At 39.0% G+C, this 15,620-nt stretch carries 14 protein-coding genes; 4 read left to right on the top strand and 10 right to left on the bottom strand.

Going from position 1 to position 15,620, the window contains the following annotated elements; translation table 11 throughout:
* Window positions 1-439 precede the first annotated feature (439 nt).
* The gene (locus tag GMD3S_RS0201410; RefSeq protein ID WP_000661897.1) at window positions 440-1,660 is read right to left on the bottom strand and encodes an alpha/beta hydrolase family protein; all 1,221 of its coding nucleotides are present in this window, start codon (window positions 1,658-1,660) and stop codon (window positions 440-442) included.
* A 653-nt stretch (window positions 1,661-2,313) separates the two neighbouring features.
* Between GMD3S_RS0201410 and nrdH the strand changes: the two genes are divergently transcribed.
* From nrdH to GMD3S_RS0201390, 4 genes are all read left to right on the top strand, one after another.
* Window positions 2,314-2,532, top strand: a complete 219-nt coding sequence (nrdH, locus tag GMD3S_RS0201405) for a glutaredoxin-like protein NrdH (RefSeq protein WP_000259240.1) — start codon at window positions 2,314-2,316, stop codon at window positions 2,530-2,532.
* A gap of 80 nt (window positions 2,533-2,612) precedes the next feature.
* On the top strand, window positions 2,613-4,772 hold the full coding sequence (gene nrdE, locus GMD3S_RS0201400) for a class 1b ribonucleoside-diphosphate reductase subunit alpha (protein WP_000523265.1): 2,160 nt from the start codon (window positions 2,613-2,615) through the stop codon (window positions 4,770-4,772).
* A 188-nt stretch (window positions 4,773-4,960) separates the two neighbouring features.
* On the top strand, window positions 4,961-5,923 hold the full coding sequence (gene nrdF, locus GMD3S_RS0201395) for a class 1b ribonucleoside-diphosphate reductase subunit beta (RefSeq protein WP_000451372.1): 963 nt from the start codon (window positions 4,961-4,963) through the stop codon (window positions 5,921-5,923).
* 139 nt (window positions 5,924-6,062) lie between these two features.
* Window positions 6,063-6,830 carry a DeoR/GlpR family DNA-binding transcription regulator gene (locus GMD3S_RS0201390; protein WP_000917583.1) on the top strand — a complete coding sequence of 256 codons (768 nt, stop codon included), beginning with the start codon at window positions 6,063-6,065 and terminating at the stop codon, window positions 6,828-6,830.
* 39 nt (window positions 6,831-6,869) lie between these two features.
* Here the strand turns inward: GMD3S_RS0201390 and lacG are convergent, their stop codons facing one another.
* From lacG to GMD3S_RS10600, 9 genes are all read right to left on the bottom strand, one after another.
* Window positions 6,870-8,276: a 6-phospho-beta-galactosidase gene (lacG, locus tag GMD3S_RS0201385; RefSeq protein WP_000169308.1), complete on the bottom strand. Its 1,407-nt coding sequence runs from the start codon at window positions 8,274-8,276 to the stop codon at window positions 6,870-6,872.
* An 84-nt stretch (window positions 8,277-8,360) separates the two neighbouring features.
* Window positions 8,361-10,055 (bottom strand): lactose-specific PTS transporter subunit EIIC, encoded by a 1,695-nt coding sequence (locus tag GMD3S_RS0201380; protein ID WP_001037308.1) that lies wholly within the window; start codon window positions 10,053-10,055, stop codon window positions 8,361-8,363.
* Window positions 10,055-10,372 carry a PTS lactose/cellobiose transporter subunit IIA gene (locus tag GMD3S_RS0201375; RefSeq protein ID WP_001078328.1) on the bottom strand — a complete coding sequence of 106 codons (318 nt, stop codon included), beginning with the start codon at window positions 10,370-10,372 and terminating at the stop codon, window positions 10,055-10,057. The genes GMD3S_RS0201380 and GMD3S_RS0201375 overlap by 1 nt, the downstream gene beginning before the upstream one ends.
* A gap of 35 nt (window positions 10,373-10,407) precedes the next feature.
* Window positions 10,408-11,244, bottom strand: coding sequence for a PRD domain-containing protein (locus GMD3S_RS0201370; protein WP_000285701.1), 837 nt, complete (start codon window positions 11,242-11,244; stop codon window positions 10,408-10,410).
* 237 nt (window positions 11,245-11,481) lie between these two features.
* Complete coding sequence (lacD, locus tag GMD3S_RS0201365) at window positions 11,482-12,462, bottom strand: tagatose-bisphosphate aldolase (RefSeq protein WP_001229127.1); 981 nt, start codon at window positions 12,460-12,462, stop codon at window positions 11,482-11,484.
* 1 nt (window position 12,463) lies between these two features.
* Window positions 12,464-13,393 (bottom strand): tagatose-6-phosphate kinase, encoded by a 930-nt coding sequence (locus GMD3S_RS0201360; protein ID WP_000604252.1) that lies wholly within the window; start codon window positions 13,391-13,393, stop codon window positions 12,464-12,466.
* Window positions 13,394-13,403: 10 nt separating this feature from the next.
* Entirely contained in the window at window positions 13,404-13,919 is a 516-nt protein-coding gene (gene lacB / locus GMD3S_RS0201355) for a galactose-6-phosphate isomerase subunit LacB (protein ID WP_001216921.1), read from the bottom strand.
* A 29-nt stretch (window positions 13,920-13,948) separates the two neighbouring features.
* Window positions 13,949-14,374, bottom strand: a complete 426-nt coding sequence (lacA, locus tag GMD3S_RS0201350; RefSeq protein WP_000029277.1) for a galactose-6-phosphate isomerase subunit LacA — start codon at window positions 14,372-14,374, stop codon at window positions 13,949-13,951.
* 286 nt (window positions 14,375-14,660) lie between these two features.
* Window positions 14,661-15,557 (bottom strand): aldose 1-epimerase family protein, encoded by an 897-nt coding sequence (locus tag GMD3S_RS10600; protein ID WP_000234150.1) that lies wholly within the window; start codon window positions 15,555-15,557, stop codon window positions 14,661-14,663.
* Window positions 15,558-15,620: the final 63 nt, after the last annotated feature.

The following is a 15,620-nucleotide window of genomic DNA, read 5'->3' as shown; positions in this document are numbered from 1 at the left end:
TTCTTTTTTGAGTTATATGTGATAACCCTTACAAGACTGTATTATATCACCTTCTAGATAATTTTTCAAGTATTTTATGGACTTTTACTGAAAATGAAATTACTTCTTTTTCTATTAAATGAGCACTCTAGTAACTAAATAGCATATCTAAACACTAATTGTTCAAAGAATGTCATCATCAAAATTCAATTTTCAAAGCTATTTTCCCTTAATACCAATCAGAGGACAATCCTAGTAAATAATGAAATAATACTATTTAACTATAATTAATATAACTCAGTAAATCCATTATTTGAAAAGACTTCATCAAATCCTGAAATTCTAAAACCTACTCTTACCATCAACAGTAGAGAATTTATCCAATTTGCTACTTAAAGTAAAATAAGTTTGTAGCCCCTAACAGTAAAAAGGTAGATATATCTAAGTGGTATAAGTAGAACTAAAACTTTGATTGATTCCATTCAAATAAAGTATCCAACCAATCAAAAACGACATTATGGGCGAGTCTTAGATTATTGACTTGGCAATGAGCGTCCGCACCACTTTCCGCCTCAAATACTTGAAGTTTAGTTTGTTGATTTTTAGATTTAAGTGCTTCATAAATTACCTTAGTTTGATGCTGCAGTTCAGCACCCTCACCCTTTCCCATAATAAACAGGCATGGGCATTGAATTTTTTGATAATCCACAATCTTTGCATGGTTAAATACATCATCAATAGCACTCTTAAAATCAGAAGTACCAAACTGCCATGCATACTTTTTAAGATTTAAATTTGCTGATTCATTCAAATTTCCAGCTAATTTTAAAATGGCATTTATTAACCAACTAGGTGCTTTCAAACTTGATCCAAATTCTTTTCTGAAAAGTTCTGCAACGTCGTAAATAGGGGTACTAGCAATCCAAGCATGAATTCTTGGATCCTTTTCGACAGCTTGTGCGGTAAAATATCCCCCTCCGCTGACACCATAAATAGCTAAATAATTTAGTTTAGGATTTCTATTTTCCAACCAGTCTATGCATAATGAAATTGGAATAGAAGCATCCACATCAAAGACCAGCCCTCTACTAGGATTGCTCCCTTGACCAGGAAGGTCAACCATTAAAACATTATAATTTCGTATCCAGCCAGGATATCCTGCAAAGTAAAATAAATCTTCGCGATAAGTATCACCTCCACCAATCATGATTAGCGTTGGACAATTATCGCCGCTATGAAGATAATACCCAGGCAAGTAAGAACCCTGATAGGGAATAGTTAGTTTTTCAATCGGTACACCTAGTGAATGAATTGCACTAGAAAACACCTTCTCCATTTGACGAACGGTCGGTAAATACTCGTCAGAAAATGGATCGGTAAACTGAATTGCCGAGCGAAGTGAGTAGGTCTGTGCAAGATAATACTGCGCCTTTGTTTGTTCACTCAATCCTGAATTACTTGCTTCTTGTTCAAGGTAGTTTACATGCGATAAAAATACATTTTTCCAGTCATCAGGCTTTGGTGAGTTCCCCAATCTTTGAGCAAGATAATAAAGCTCTCCATGAGAGAAACCAAAAATTTCACCGATTCCTAACAACCAATTAAAGAAAAAATCCGTATCACCATTCTTAAAAAATATTTGAGTTGATTGCCGTTTTAAAATAACATCATTTTCTTTCACCACGCGCCTCCTAATTCTGTGTTCTTTCATTTATTTAATCTAATTATAATCTGATAACATTCTCTATCAAACAAAAGCATCCAGATATCCATTTTTTAATCTTATAATCACATGTAGTATATCACATAAAATGAACTTCCTCAAACATTGTATTTATATACTCCTTATAAAAGGATACGAAACTCATAAGTATCCTATATAAAATTAACCAATGATCCATTTTTATGAATACAGCATAATCTGTCATTTCCACTTTTGTTATATTTTAGATATTCTAATACAAAATATTGGGACATCTTGTGTGGAAAATTTCTTTTTTTCGTAAATATCACAGTTTCTGTTTTATTAAAGCATTGTCTCAGCTAGACTTATTCCTGTTCTTACGATTTTTGCTATTTTCTTCGTTTTCCTTTCTGATAACTTGCTGAAAATCTTCTATTTATCTTACCAATATACAGTATGTAGTTTTTTTATTTTGAGAAACTTTGACAGTTCAACGGAAATCAAAATTTATGTTTCCAAAAACACTATATCTTGTGCTTTGTTTTTGAAACTGTAACTTTTTAGCACAAGATTTAGTTTAAAAAGTTTGACAAAGTTTTTTTTTCTGATATACTAAGAAAGTAATCTATTTTGAAAGAGGAGTTACGAAAATGGTAACCGTTTATTCTAAAAACAACTGTGTCCAATGTAAGATGACCAAGCGTTTCTTGGACAGCAACAATGTCGCTTATCGTGAGATCAATCTCGACGAGCAACCAGAGTACATCGATCAAGTTAAAGAGCTCGGTTTCAGCGCGGCTCCTGTTATCCAAACACCAACTGAAGTCTTTTCAGGCTTCCAACCAGGAAAACTGAAACAATTAGCATAATCTTAGTACATCATCCAGAAGAGATTGCTTCTAGGGCTAACTTAGAGGCCTTTCTTTTGTAATTAGATAAAGGAAATTTTATGGGATTAAAACATCTTGAGGACGTGACCTACTTCCGTCTCAATAACGAAATCAACCGTCCTGTTAATGGACAAATCATGCTTCATAAAGATAAAGAAGCCTTGGATGCTTTCTTTAAAGAAAATGTAGTTCCAAACACTATGGTTTTTGATTCAATCACTGATAAAATCAACTACCTCATTGAACACAACTACATTGAAACAGCATTTATCAAGAAATACCGTCCAGAGTTTTTGGAAGAATTGCATCAATTTATCAAAGACCAAAACTTCCAATTCAAATCATTCATGGCTGCCTATAAGTTTTACAACCAGTATGCCTTGAAGACTAATGACGGTGAATATTACCTTGAAAGTATGGAAGACCGCGTCTTCTTTAATGCACTTTATTTTGCTGACGGGGACGAAGCAATTGCGACTGATATTGCCAATGAAATCATCCACCAACGCTACCAACCTGCTACTCCTTCCTTTTTGAACGCAGGTCGTGCTCGTCGTGGGGAGTTGGTATCTTGTTTCTTGATTCAAGTAACTGATGACATGAACTCTATCGGACGTTCTATCAACTCAGCTCTTCAACTTTCACGTATCGGTGGTGGTGTAGGTATTACTCTAAGCAACCTTCGTGAAGCTGGCGCACCTATCAAAGGTTATGAAGGAGCAGCTTCTGGTGTCGTTCCAGTTATGAAACTCTTCGAAGACAGTTTCTCCTACTCTAACCAATTGGGTCAGCGTCAAGGTGCTGGGGTTGTCTACCTCAATGTCTTTCACCCAGATATCATCGCCTTCCTTTCAACTAAGAAAGAAAATGCCGATGAAAAGGTTCGTGTTAAGACCCTCTCACTTGGAGTTGTGGTGCCCGATAAATTCTACGAATTAGCTCGTAAAAATGAAGAAATGTATCTCTTTAGCCCTTACTCTGTAGAGCTTGAGTACGGTGTGCCATTCAACTACATCGACATCACTGAAAAATATGATGAATTGGTCGCAAATCCAAACATCCGCAAGACAAAAATCAAAGCTCGTGATTTGGAAACTGAAATTTCTAAATTGCAACAAGAATCTGGTTACCCTTATGTCGTCAACATTGATACAGCCAACCGTGCGAATCCAGTAGATGGTAAGATTATCATGAGTAACTTGTGTTCTGAGATTCTTCAAGTTCAAGAACCAAGCTTGATCAACGATGCTCAAGAATTCCTTCAAATGGGAACAGACGTTTCATGTAACCTTGGTTCAACCAACGTGGTCAACATGATGACTTCACCTGACTTTGGTCGTTCTATCCGTGCGATGGTTCGTGCTTTGACTTTCGTTACAGATAGTTCACACATCGTAGCTGTCCCTACTATCGACCACGGAAACAGTTTAGCTCACACCTTTGGCCTTGGTGCCATGGGGCTTCATAGCTACCTTGCCCAACAACTGATTGAGTACGGATCACATGAGTCAATTGAATTTACAAGCATCTACTTTATGCTTATGAACTACTGGACCTTGGTAGAATCTAATAACATAGCGCGTGAACGTGGTATCACCTTCCACAACTTTGAAAAATCAGACTATGCTAACGGAAGCTACTTCGACAAGTACGTGACAGGCGAATTTGTTCCAAAATCAGACCGTGTTAAAGAACTCTTCAAAGATGTCTTTATTCCAAGTGCTGCTGATTGGGCTGAACTTCGCGAAAAGGTTCAAGCAGATGGTCTTTATCACCAAAACCGCCTTGCTGTAGCTCCAAATGGTTCTATCAGTTACATCAACGATGTTTCTGCATCTATCCACCCGATTACGCAACGCATTGAAGAACGCCAAGAGAAGAAAATCGGTAAAATCTACTATCCAGCTGCAGGTTTGTCTACAGATACCATTCCTTACTACACTTCTGCTTATGACATGGATATGCGTAAGGTGATTGATGTTTACGCTGCCGCAACTGAACACGTGGATCAAGGACTTTCACTCACTCTCTTCATGCGTAGCGACATTCCAAAAGGTCTTTACGAATGGAAGAAAGAAAACAAACAAACGACACGTGACCTATCTATCCTTCGTAACTATGCCTTTAACAAGGGTATCAAGTCTATCTACTACGTCCGTACCTTTACAGACGATGGTGGAGAAGTCGGTGCTAACCAATGTGAAAGCTGTGTGATTTAATTTTTGCTTGAGGAAACTACATTTTCTCAGATTAGTGATTCAATCACCGTGTTAGACTGGAATAAGCATCTATACTATGAAATAACAAAAAGTCGGGCTTCCGACTTTTTGTGCGATACTCCTCTAGAATTATGATAAAATAGAAATAATTGTGAGCTCGCAATATTAAACACAGAAAGAGATTTCAAATGGAAACTTACTACAAAGCCATTAACTGGAATGCCATCGAAGATGTCATCGACAAATCAACTTGGGAAAAGCTGACAGAGCAATTCTGGCTCGATACGCGTATCCCCTTGTCAAATGACCTAGACGACTGGAGAAAACTATCAAACAAAGAAAAAGACTTGGTTGGAAAAGTCTTTGGTGGTTTGACCCTTTTGGATACCATGCAATCTGAAACAGGAGTTCAAGCACTTCGCGCAGACATCCGTACACCACATGAGGAAGCTGTTTTCAACAACATCCAGTTTATGGAATCTGTCCACGCAAAATCTTACTCTTCTATCTTTTCGACCTTGAACACCAAGGCCGAAATCGAAGAAATCTTTGAATGGACCAACACTAACCCCTACCTACAAAGAAAAGCGGAAATTATCAATGAAATCTACCTCAATGGTAGCCCACTAGAAAAGAAAGTTGCCAGTGTTTTCCTTGAAACTTTCCTCTTCTACTCTGGTTTCTTTACACCGCTTTACTATCTCGGTAACAACAAACTGGCCAACGTTGCGGAAATCATCAAACTGATCATTCGTGATGAGTCTGTTCACGGAACTTATATTGGTTACAAATTCCAACTTGGTTTCAATGAATTACCTGAAGAAGAGCAAGAAAAACTTAAAGAATGGATGTACGACCTGCTCTACACTCTCTACGAGAACGAAGAGGGCTATACAGAAAGCCTCTATGACGGTGTTGGCTGGACTGAGGAAGTTAAAACCTTCCTTCGTTACAATGCCAATAAAGCTCTTATGAACCTAGGACAAGATCCACTCTTCCCAGATTCAGCAGATGATGTCAATCCAATCGTTATGAACGGAATTTCAACAGGAACTTCTAACCACGACTTCTTCTCTCAAGTCGGAAATGGTTACCTCCTTGGTGAAGTTGAAGCCATGCAAGACGAGGATTACAACTACGGTTTAGACTAATTTGACCAAACATTCAAAATATCATGGTTTGTTTAAAACAACCATGATATTTTTGTTTTTGTTTTATTTTGTTTTTTTCTATTTGATTGATTGAGCGTTTTATGGTAAGATAATAATAGTAGAAATCGAGGTGATAAGGATGCTAAAGCAAGAAAAACTAGATAGTATTCTAGAAGCAGTAAACACAAAAGGCACTATTACTGTAAAAGAGATTATGGAGAGTCTTGATGTGTCAGATATGACAGCTCGTCGCTATTTACAAGAACTAGCAGACAAGGATTTGCTGGTTCGTGTGCATGGTGGTGCTGAAAAACTTCGTACAGGTTCTCTCTTAAACAACGAACGCTCAAACGTCGAAAAACAAGGCTTGCAGATTGCTGAAAAACAAGAAATTAGCCGTTTTGCAGGTCATTTGATTGACGAAGGTGAAACCATTTTTATTGGTCCAGGAACAACCTTAGAATGTTTTGCTCGTGAGCTCCCAATTGATAATATTCGTGTTGTAACAAACAGTCTTCCAGTCTTTCTCATCCTAAACGAACGAAAACTAACAGATTTGATCTTGATTGGTGGAAATTATCGCTCTATCACTGGTGCTTTTGTAGGAACACTTACCTTACAGGATTTGACCAATCTTCAGTTTTCTAAAGCTTTTGTAAGCTGTAATGGTATTAAGGATAAGGCAATTGCTACTTTCAGTGAAGAAGAGGGCGAGGTACAACGAATCGCCTTGAACAATGCCAATAAAAAATACTTACTGGCAGACCACAGTAAGTTTAATAAGTTTGATTTTTACAATTTCTACAATATCTCAGAAATTGATACCATCGTTTCAGATTCCAAACTGAGTCAGGAGACATTTGAAGACCTGTCGAAACAAACAACCATTCTTTTATCAAAACCATAAAAATTCCCCTGCCTTTTGGCGGGGAATTTTTGTTGAATTTTATTCAATAAGTTGTATCTCAGCTAGTTTCTTGTACCAGTGAGCTGATTTCTTTGGATAGCGCTCCTGGGTTTCAAAATCAACATAGAAGAGGCCGTAACGCTTTTCATAACCATTTGACCAAGAAAAGACATCCATCAGCGACCAGATAAAGTAGCCTTTGACATTGGCTCCATCAGAGATTGCATCTGCAATCACTTCCACATGTTTCTTAACATAATCAATCCGTCCATCATCGTAGACTGTTCCATCCACAAACTCATCTTTGTATCCGAGACCATTCTCTGTGATGTAGATTTTTTTGTAATTTGGATAATCTTGTTTCACGCGCATGATTTGATCATACAAACCTTGAGGATAGATAATCCAATCCCAGTCCGTACGTGGGACATAGTCAGGCGCTACTCGACGTCCAACTCCCTTAATCTGATACTTAGAGCTTCCTTTTTCACCCTTACCGTTATGAATGATTTCTGTTTCGCCATCAAAGGCTTGCATCCAATCACTCATGTAGTAGTTAATTCCAAGGAAGTCATTCAGGTCTTTTGCAGCTTCTAGCACAGCGAAGTCTTCTTCACGCAGATCTAAACTTCCACCATTGACTGCTAAGATATGGTTGACACCTTCCATGGTTTCTTCGGAATATCGTCCTAGATAAGTCGCGTCTAGGATAAACTTGTTATGGATAATATCTTCTAACTCAGCTGCACGGACATCTGCAGGATTATCTGGATCCAGAGGATACTTAGTAGGCAGGGCATGCACCACACCAATTTCACCCTTGTATCCCTTATCCTTGAAAAGTTTTACTGCACGCGCATGCGACACCATCATATTGTGATGAGATTGGAAGACTTTGGCAAGGTCGTACTGAATACCAGGAGGGAATTTACCAACCAAGTATTGACCATCACCGATTGGTCCAATTTCATTAAAGGTTGTCCAATAGTTTACTTCTGGGAATTCTTCAAAACAGAAAGCTGCGTAGTCTACAAAGTGTTCAATGTTTTCACGGTTTAAGAAGTCTCCATTTGAATGTAGAGCTTCTGGTGTATCAAAGTGATGAAGAGTTACAAAGGGCTCAACATGACGTTTGTGGCACTCTGCAAATAGATTATGATAGAACTCAACCCCCTTGTCATTAACCTTCCCATAACCAGTTGGAAAGATACGTGACCAAGCGATTGAAATACGGATACCATTGACACCATACTCTTCTGCTAGTTTGAGGTCAACTGGGTATTTGTGATAGAAATCACTGGCTGGTTCAGCAGTGTACCAGTAGTTATCTTTGAGGTATTTGTCCCAGGCAACTGGTCCTTTACCATCGGTATTGGTAGCACCTTCTGCTTGATAGGCAGCTGTTGCCCCGCCAAAAATAAAGTCTTTTGGAAGTGTTTTTGTCATTTGATTCACCTTTCAAGAAATAGAAATGAGATGGGGGTATAGTTGGGAGGAGTTCTTCCATCTCACTTCTTTGCTATTTACATTTTATTCTTCGAACTGCGCTTGAACAAAGGCAAGAGCGCCTTTTCCGTCACGAGTCAGTTTAATGTATTGGCCACCTTCTGTCTTGGCAAGTTTGATACCAAGTTTGTCGGTTTCGGCCTTCATGTCTTCAAAGTTTGAAGCTACTTGAGGAGCAAGGATAACCAGATCAAACTCAGGCAACATTTCACGGTGAGCTCCATAGCCACCAGCTGCTGCTTTAACAGGAACCTTGTACTCCGCAGCTGCTTTGTTTAGAGCATTTGCAAGGAGACCACTTGTTCCTCCGCCTGCACAGAGAACCAAGACATTGGTTTCTTCAGTGATTGTGTTTTGCGCTGCTTCTACACCAGCTTTTTCAAGAATAGCATCTGCTTTAGCAGTATTGAAGTTTGCAGCTACTTTTTCTTTCAATTCATCATTGGCTTTACCAGAACGCTCTTCTTCAAGGATTTGTTCATCATAAACCTTGAGGAATGGATAGTAAACGGCTACGTCAACAAGGATTAACAAAGCAGCAAGTACAAATGACAAGAATTGGAAGTTTGTACCGAGAACAATACCGAGCGGACCTGGTGTTGTCCAAGGAAGGTTGGCTGTAAATGAGTTCATGCCAAGCGTCTCAATAAAGAATTTAAAGATCCATACGTTTGCGATTGGAGCAAAGATAAATGGAATGAAGAAGATTGGATTCAGTACAAGAGGTGCACCAAACAGGATTGGTTCGTTTACACCAAAGAAAGTTGGAACTACTGAAGCGCGTCCGATTGCACGATTTCGTTTCGATTTGGTCAACCACATGAACATGAATGGAACAACCAGTGTCGCACCCGTACCACCCATGGTAACGATAAACATTTGTGTACCAGAAGTAAGAATCTTGTCAGCGTGCATCCCTTGTTGGAGAAGGTTCAAGTTGACTTCGGCATTTGCATAGGTAATCGCTGCGATTGCTGGTTCAACGATAGATGGACCATGGATACCAACAAACCAGAAGAAGGCAAAGGCACCAAAGATAATCGTAATACCTAGATAACCATCAGCAGCAGAGAATAATGGTGCAAAGAATTTACCGATTGATTCAGCTACGCTTGCACCAACAAAATGACGAGCTAGTAAATCAAGAGCATAAAGAGAAACCACTGATAGAGTGAATGGAATCACATCTTTAAAGACTTGTGAGATATTTGGTGGAACTTCGTCAGGCATACGAATAGTGACGTTGTTCTTAACACAAACCTTATAGATGGCTACAGTTACAAAGGCAGCAAGAAAGGCTGAAAGCAAACCTTTTGTCCCAAGGAAACCTGTCGCAAAACCACCTTCAATCGGATCAGCTGCCAACATCAACAAACCAACAATTGCAGCCAACAGTGTTGACATATAGTTGATTTGGTTGGTTTTCTCCATGCTGCGGTTAACTGAGTCCGTCAATGACTTAGCTGTTGTACCAGCTACCAAGAGAGCTAGAATCCCCATTGAATAGCTATAAGGTTTCATGAGGAGATTAACAACATCATCAGACCATTTAAAGCCCCATGAGTTTGGTACAAAAGCAATCAAGATAAAGATACTTGAGAAGAGAATAACGGGCATACCTGCAATGAAACCATCACGAATAGCACGAAGATAGATATTACGAGATAATTTCTCAAAGAAAGGCTTTCCTTTCTCGATAAAAGCAATTAGTTTGTTCATTACTTAACTCCTCTCTTGTAGAGTTCGATTAAATGGTGCATCAAATCTTTGAGCAAGATGGTTGTCATCAAGTGATCCTGGCCATGCATCATGGTTACACTATAAGCTAAGTCCTCACCTGAAGCTTCCTTAGTTAATAGACTTGTTTGCGCGTGGTGCGCCTCCGCGATGCAACCACCTGCTTCCTCTACGAGAGTATCTGCTTTCGCAAAATCACCAGCTTCAGCAGCCTTCAAGGCTTCCAATAGTTTTGAACGAGCATCGCCAGCATAGGCTACGATTTCAAAACCTAACAATGTTACTTCTTCTCTATTCATGATAGAATTCTCCTTATGTATTTTTAATTAAATTTTTATGACAATAAACGTTGGATATGTAGAACTAGATAAACTCGTTCACTTTTATACAAATCAAGACCCGTATGTTGCGTAATCACATCATAGATCTTGGAACCAATCTCGAACGCTTTTGGATAGGATTGTTTGATATGGTCTTCCATATCCAGAAGTGATTGGTTATCATCTCTAGATCTGTCTAAATAATCCAAGAAATAATTCAAATGAATCATAAATCGATCATAGAAATGGTTATTCTCTTTGGTTCGTTGAATAGCGTAACTTTTAAGCACTTCTTCGACATTCCTGAGAATTTCTTTCCTCTTATCAATCGACTCAACCACTTGAACTTCATTCTCCCCTTCGGCATTAATGAAATGATAAGCGATCCGAATAATTTCGTCCTCAGGGAAATGATCTGTCAACTTCTGACGATAGATTTCAAAGGCTTCCTTTGCGATTTGAAAAGCTACAGGATACTTGGCAGAAATATCTGGCAGATTGCTATCCTTGTACCTTCCTTGTGTTAGAGCTTGGTAAGAACAGTAAATATGATCTGTCAAGGTTACGTAGAGATACTCTTGAATCGGATAATGATATTTCTTAGAAAGCTTATCAATAATCTCATAGGTCACTGTGATAAAATCAAGCGGAACATCTTTGAGCAGAGCCATAAAGTTTTCTCTGGACTCTTCTGTCTTCATACGAAAGATTTTCTCAACCTGATCCTCAGCAATCAAATCCCCCTTCTTTTTCCCAAATGCAATCCCCTTACCAATCACAATCACTTCTTCTCCTTTGTCATTTCTGACAAGCGAGACGTTGTGATTCATTGGGTTTAGAATTCGATACATGGCAACCTCCTTTTATCTCTTAAAGGTATATGAGTATAAAAAATGACCACAAATGAACTAGAAAATCTATCGATTTCTAATCCACCTGTGATCATGCCTAATATTACTTAGTAACACTCACCTTGTATTAACTTGTGATTTAAGTATAGCACAAGTTAGTTTTTTTGTAAACCTTTACATTCAACTTTGTTTAAATTTTTTATTTAGATCAATGTTCCTAAGATTAGGGGGGAAAACTTATACACGTTCAGTCCATGAAGTCGCTGTTGTTTGAAGAATCTTGTTGAGTTCGTCAATGTTCTCAAATCCAGTTGTGCGTAGCCATTCGCGAGCTGCTGCCTCACCGTCTTTGATGTAGGCTTCAACTGATCCAGCCCAAGTTGCACGGCCGCAAAGAACACCGTTGAAGTTCGCGCCTGATTCGTGGGCAAAGACAAGTGTTTCTTGGAAGAGTTTAGCTGATACACCTGCACTCAAGTAGATATATGGCAAGTTAGTCGCTTCATCTTGCGCTTTGAAGAAGGCTGCCGCTTCTTCGCGTGTATGAACGATTTCACCATCGCCAAAGCCTTCAACGTATTTGACGTTGACTGGAACTTCCACTTTCAAAACATCGATGTTGAAGCGTGGGTCTGAGAAGACCTTCATGGCACCGATAACTTTATGTGGTTTTACTTTTGCGTATTCTGCAGAACCTGCGTCAGCGATTTTTTCATCGTAAGCCAAGATTTCAAGGAAGAATGGAATGTCTTCTGCCACACACTCTGAACCGATGCGCTCGATGTAGGCTTGTTTTTGTTGGTTGAGTTCGTCAGAGCTATCTACGTCATAGTAAAGCAAGAATTTGACAGCATCTGCACCTTGTTCTTTGATGCGTTTGGCAGACCAAACATCCAAGCAGTCAGGCAAGCGTTTAGTGCTTGTTGTGTCGTAGCCAGTTTTCTCATAAGCAAGGAGAAGACCAGCATTGGCATCAAGCGCTTTTGTAGCTGGGAGACCATACTCAGGGTCAAGAAGCATAGAGGATGCGTATTTTGTCAATTCATCTGCAACCAAGACTTTGAGTTCTTCCATTTGAGCCACTGTCGGCTCTTCTGTTTGGTATTGAGCCATGAGGCGTTTCAAAGCACCACGTTGGTCAAAAGCAAGGGCTGAAATAATGCCATTTTCATCTGAAAGTTTTTCTAAGCGTGCACGTTTTTGTTCTGTTAAAGCCATTTTATACCTCTTTTACTATTAATTGATCATATAGATCCTGATAGTTGGCCATATTGACATGACCTGTCATTTTTTCTTGAGCATTGAGCATACCAAGGACATTGGCCTTGATGAGGAGTTCTGCATCCGATTCCTCATGAAGAAGTCCTGATGAAATACCTGCCACAGTAGAATCTCCAGATCCAACAGGGTTCACTACCTGAATTCTTGGAATATCTACCTTGTAGAAAGTGTCCCCATGTTTTGCAAAAGCACCATTTGCACCAAGTGAAACGATTATCCACTCAACCCCTGCAAATAGAGGCTCTTGAAGAACTTCTTTTAATTCATCCAACTCCTCAGAAACTTCTCTGCCTAGAAGCTGAGACAATTCTTCGTTATTTGGTTTAATAACTGTTGGTTTGTGTGGTGATTCAAGGACAGCCTGAAGAGCCGCACCTGAGCAGTCTAGAACAACTGGTTTTCCTGCGCGATTAGCAAGTTCTACTAAGCTTGCATAGTAGTCAACTGGAAGACCTGCTGGCAGACTACCTGAGATAGCTACTACTTCAACTGACTCCAGGAGATTTTTGAAATGTTCCAAAAAGTCTTGACCTTCCTGTTCCAATACTACAGGACCTTTTTCAAGAACTTCTGTTTGGTTGTCTCCATGGAGAATAGCGATACAGTTACGAGTCTCTCCTTGAATGGAGAAGAAACGTTTCGATACTTTATCGTCGATATGCTCTACTAAAAACTCACCAAGTTTACCACCGACCAAACCAGTAGCAGCAACAGAATCACCAAATTCTGAAAGAACTCGTGTAACATTGAGACCTTTACCACCAGCTGTCTTGGTCACGTCCACCACACGGTTGACAGTGTCAATTTTTAATTCATCCAAAGGATAAGAAATGTCAATGGATGGATTCATTGTGACTGTTAAAATCATGCGTCACCTCTTAGTCGTGGTATTCACCGCGATCCCATTTTTCAAGGAATTCTGTAAAGAAGTTTGCATCTGCTTGATGAGCATTGTGAGTTTCAACGTGCTCAATTTTCGCAATCAATTTTTTGTTTTCTTCTGATGGTTTGTATTCAGCATTGATGAAAGCTTCAATGATGTCGCACATGAGCAATTCACCAGTGATTTTACCACCAAAACCAATAACATTGGCGTTCAATTGTTCTTTTGCATAAAGAGCTGTTGTCATATCACGAACCAAGGCAGAACGAACTCCTGGAACTTTGTTGACAGCGTTGTTGATACCAACACCAGTACCACAGATACATACCCCAAGATCAGCTTGACCGCTAGTTACAGCTTCACCCACTTTTTTACCAAAGATTGGGTAGTGAGTACGTGTGTGGTCATAGGTACCAAAGTCGATGACTTCATATCCTTTTGATTTCAAAAATTCTGAAACCGCCATTTTTTCATCTGTTACGATGTGGTCACATCCAATTGCAATTCTCATTTTAACTTACCTTTCTTACTGTAATCTAATTAGCACATTTTGTTCAACATATCAACACGAATCTGGTGACGTCCACCGTCGTATTTACCATTAACAAAACCTTTAGCAATGTTTTTGGCCAATTCGTCACCAACAAGTTGTGCACCCATAGTGATCATACGTGAGTTGTTGTGTCCACGAGTCATATAAGCTGAACGTTCATCTGAAACTTCTGCAGCAACCATTCCTTTGATTTTAGTTGCGACCATGAATGGACCAGCCCCATAAGCATCAATCACGATACCAAGGTTTTGTTCTTCTTTGTTTACTTCTGCAGCAACAGCAAGAGTCACATCAACAAAGTCTTGACCTTCAGCTGTAACATCCACAACGTGGAAGTTTTCTTTTTCCAAGAAGTCTTTCACAACTTCTTTCAATCTCAAACCTGCAGCATCTGCACCGATAACAATAGACATATTGTATACTCCTTTTTATTTTTCTAGGCTAGTAAAGACTTTTATAGTTAGCAGTTTACCTACAAAAGACTTTCTAGCAGTTTATTGACAAATTGGATTGAATGAGATGAATATCACCTTATCCAAGTCCAGGAAATCAAGTTCCTAGAAAGAAACTTTCTCTGCGACAGAGAATATAACAAGTGATTATTTGTTTGTTACAAACATCATTTGTTGTTTACAAACATAATATACTCCTATTTATAGAAAAAGTCAACAGTAAATGTTTGTTTTTGTGGTTTTTTATCTAAAATATTTCAATATCAAAGCCAATCTGATCTACTTGACCAGCTTCCAAGAGACGAACATTCTTCTTATCTTCTAGATGATCTCCTTCTTCAAGTGAAGTTGATAAGCCAGACCATGGTTCAAAGGCAATGAAAGGTCCCTTATTCAAAGTTGACCAAATGATGAGATTTGAGAACTCTTGGAAGTGTACTTTTAATCCCTTCTCATGCTTACGAGAACGAAGCGCAATTGTTCTGGATTGCAACTCATCCAAAGTCACTGCATCTGTGCTAAACAAATCATAGCTAAGGTCTAATTCTTTTTGCCCATCCAACCATAAACTTCTATCTTGGAAGTCTAACATTCCTGTTTCTGGGAAAGGACGGGGAACAGAGCAAGTCTCTTCTTTCTCAAACTCTAAATAGTAATCTTCATAAGTTTCGCCATCTAGTAGAGGGCAATTAAAGCCTGGATGTCCACCAATAAAGTATGGCAGGACCTTGCTGGTTTCTTTATTGAAAATCTTGTATTGAGTACGAACTGTCTTGCCAGTAACCTTATAAGTGATTTCAAGGCGGAAATGATAAGGATAGTTTTGATAAGTATTCTCATCATCTTCGATAGCAAAGGTTACGCTGTTTTCTGTTTGATCAACCAACTCAAATTCTTTTTTACGGACCAAACCATGGCGAGGAATGTTTCCTTTCGTCTCTGTTCCATCTGCATGACTGTAGAAGGCTGTATCTTCTCTTAAAGAGCCACAGATTGGAAAAAGTACTGGCGCTTGTCCACTCCAGTAAGTGGCATCTCCTTGCCACAAATACTCAATGCCTTCTCGGTCCTTGATTGACGACAAGGCGCCACCTAAGATTTTAAACTGGACCGTTAACTGGTCTGATTTGATTTCAATTACCATAATATTCTCCAACTATTTTTAGATTTTTATATAAAAAACTAGGTTGCCACTCCCAATGTAGGA

The organism is Streptococcus sp. GMD3S, from assembly GCF_000298695.2.
Classification (GTDB): domain Bacteria; phylum Bacillota; class Bacilli; order Lactobacillales; family Streptococcaceae; genus Streptococcus.
Note: the sequence above shows the minus strand (reverse complement) of the source record. Positions and strands in the feature narration are given on the sequence as shown.

Coding starts and splice junctions, on each gene's coding strand:
- nrdE (WP_000523265.1), top strand. CDS start 2,613: ATGGGATTAAAACATCTTGAGGACGTGACCTACTTCCGTCTCAATAAC.
- GMD3S_RS10600 (WP_000234150.1), bottom strand. CDS start 15,557: ATGGTAATTGAAATCAAATCAGACCAGTTAACGGTCCAGTTTAAAATC.
- GMD3S_RS0201390 (WP_000917583.1), top strand. CDS start 6,063: ATGCTAAAGCAAGAAAAACTAGATAGTATTCTAGAAGCAGTAAACACA.
- GMD3S_RS0201370 (WP_000285701.1), bottom strand. CDS start 11,244: ATGTATCGAATTCTAAACCCAATGAATCACAACGTCTCGCTTGTCAGA.
- GMD3S_RS0201375 (WP_001078328.1), bottom strand. CDS start 10,372: ATGAATAGAGAAGAAGTAACATTGTTAGGTTTTGAAATCGTAGCCTAT.
- nrdF (WP_000451372.1), top strand. CDS start 4,961: ATGGAAACTTACTACAAAGCCATTAACTGGAATGCCATCGAAGATGTC.
- GMD3S_RS0201380 (WP_001037308.1), bottom strand. CDS start 10,055: ATGAACAAACTAATTGCTTTTATCGAGAAAGGAAAGCCTTTCTTTGAG.
- GMD3S_RS0201360 (WP_000604252.1), bottom strand. CDS start 13,393: ATGATTTTAACAGTCACAATGAATCCATCCATTGACATTTCTTATCCT.
- nrdH (WP_000259240.1), top strand. CDS start 2,314: ATGGTAACCGTTTATTCTAAAAACAACTGTGTCCAATGTAAGATGACC.
- lacG (WP_000169308.1), bottom strand. CDS start 8,276: ATGACAAAAACACTTCCAAAAGACTTTATTTTTGGCGGGGCAACAGCT.
- lacB (WP_001216921.1), bottom strand. CDS start 13,919: ATGAGAATTGCAATTGGATGTGACCACATCGTAACAGATGAAAAAATG.
- lacA (WP_000029277.1), bottom strand. CDS start 14,374: ATGTCTATTGTTATCGGTGCAGATGCTGCAGGTTTGAGATTGAAAGAA.
- lacD (WP_001229127.1), bottom strand. CDS start 12,462: ATGGCTTTAACAGAACAAAAACGTGCACGCTTAGAAAAACTTTCAGAT.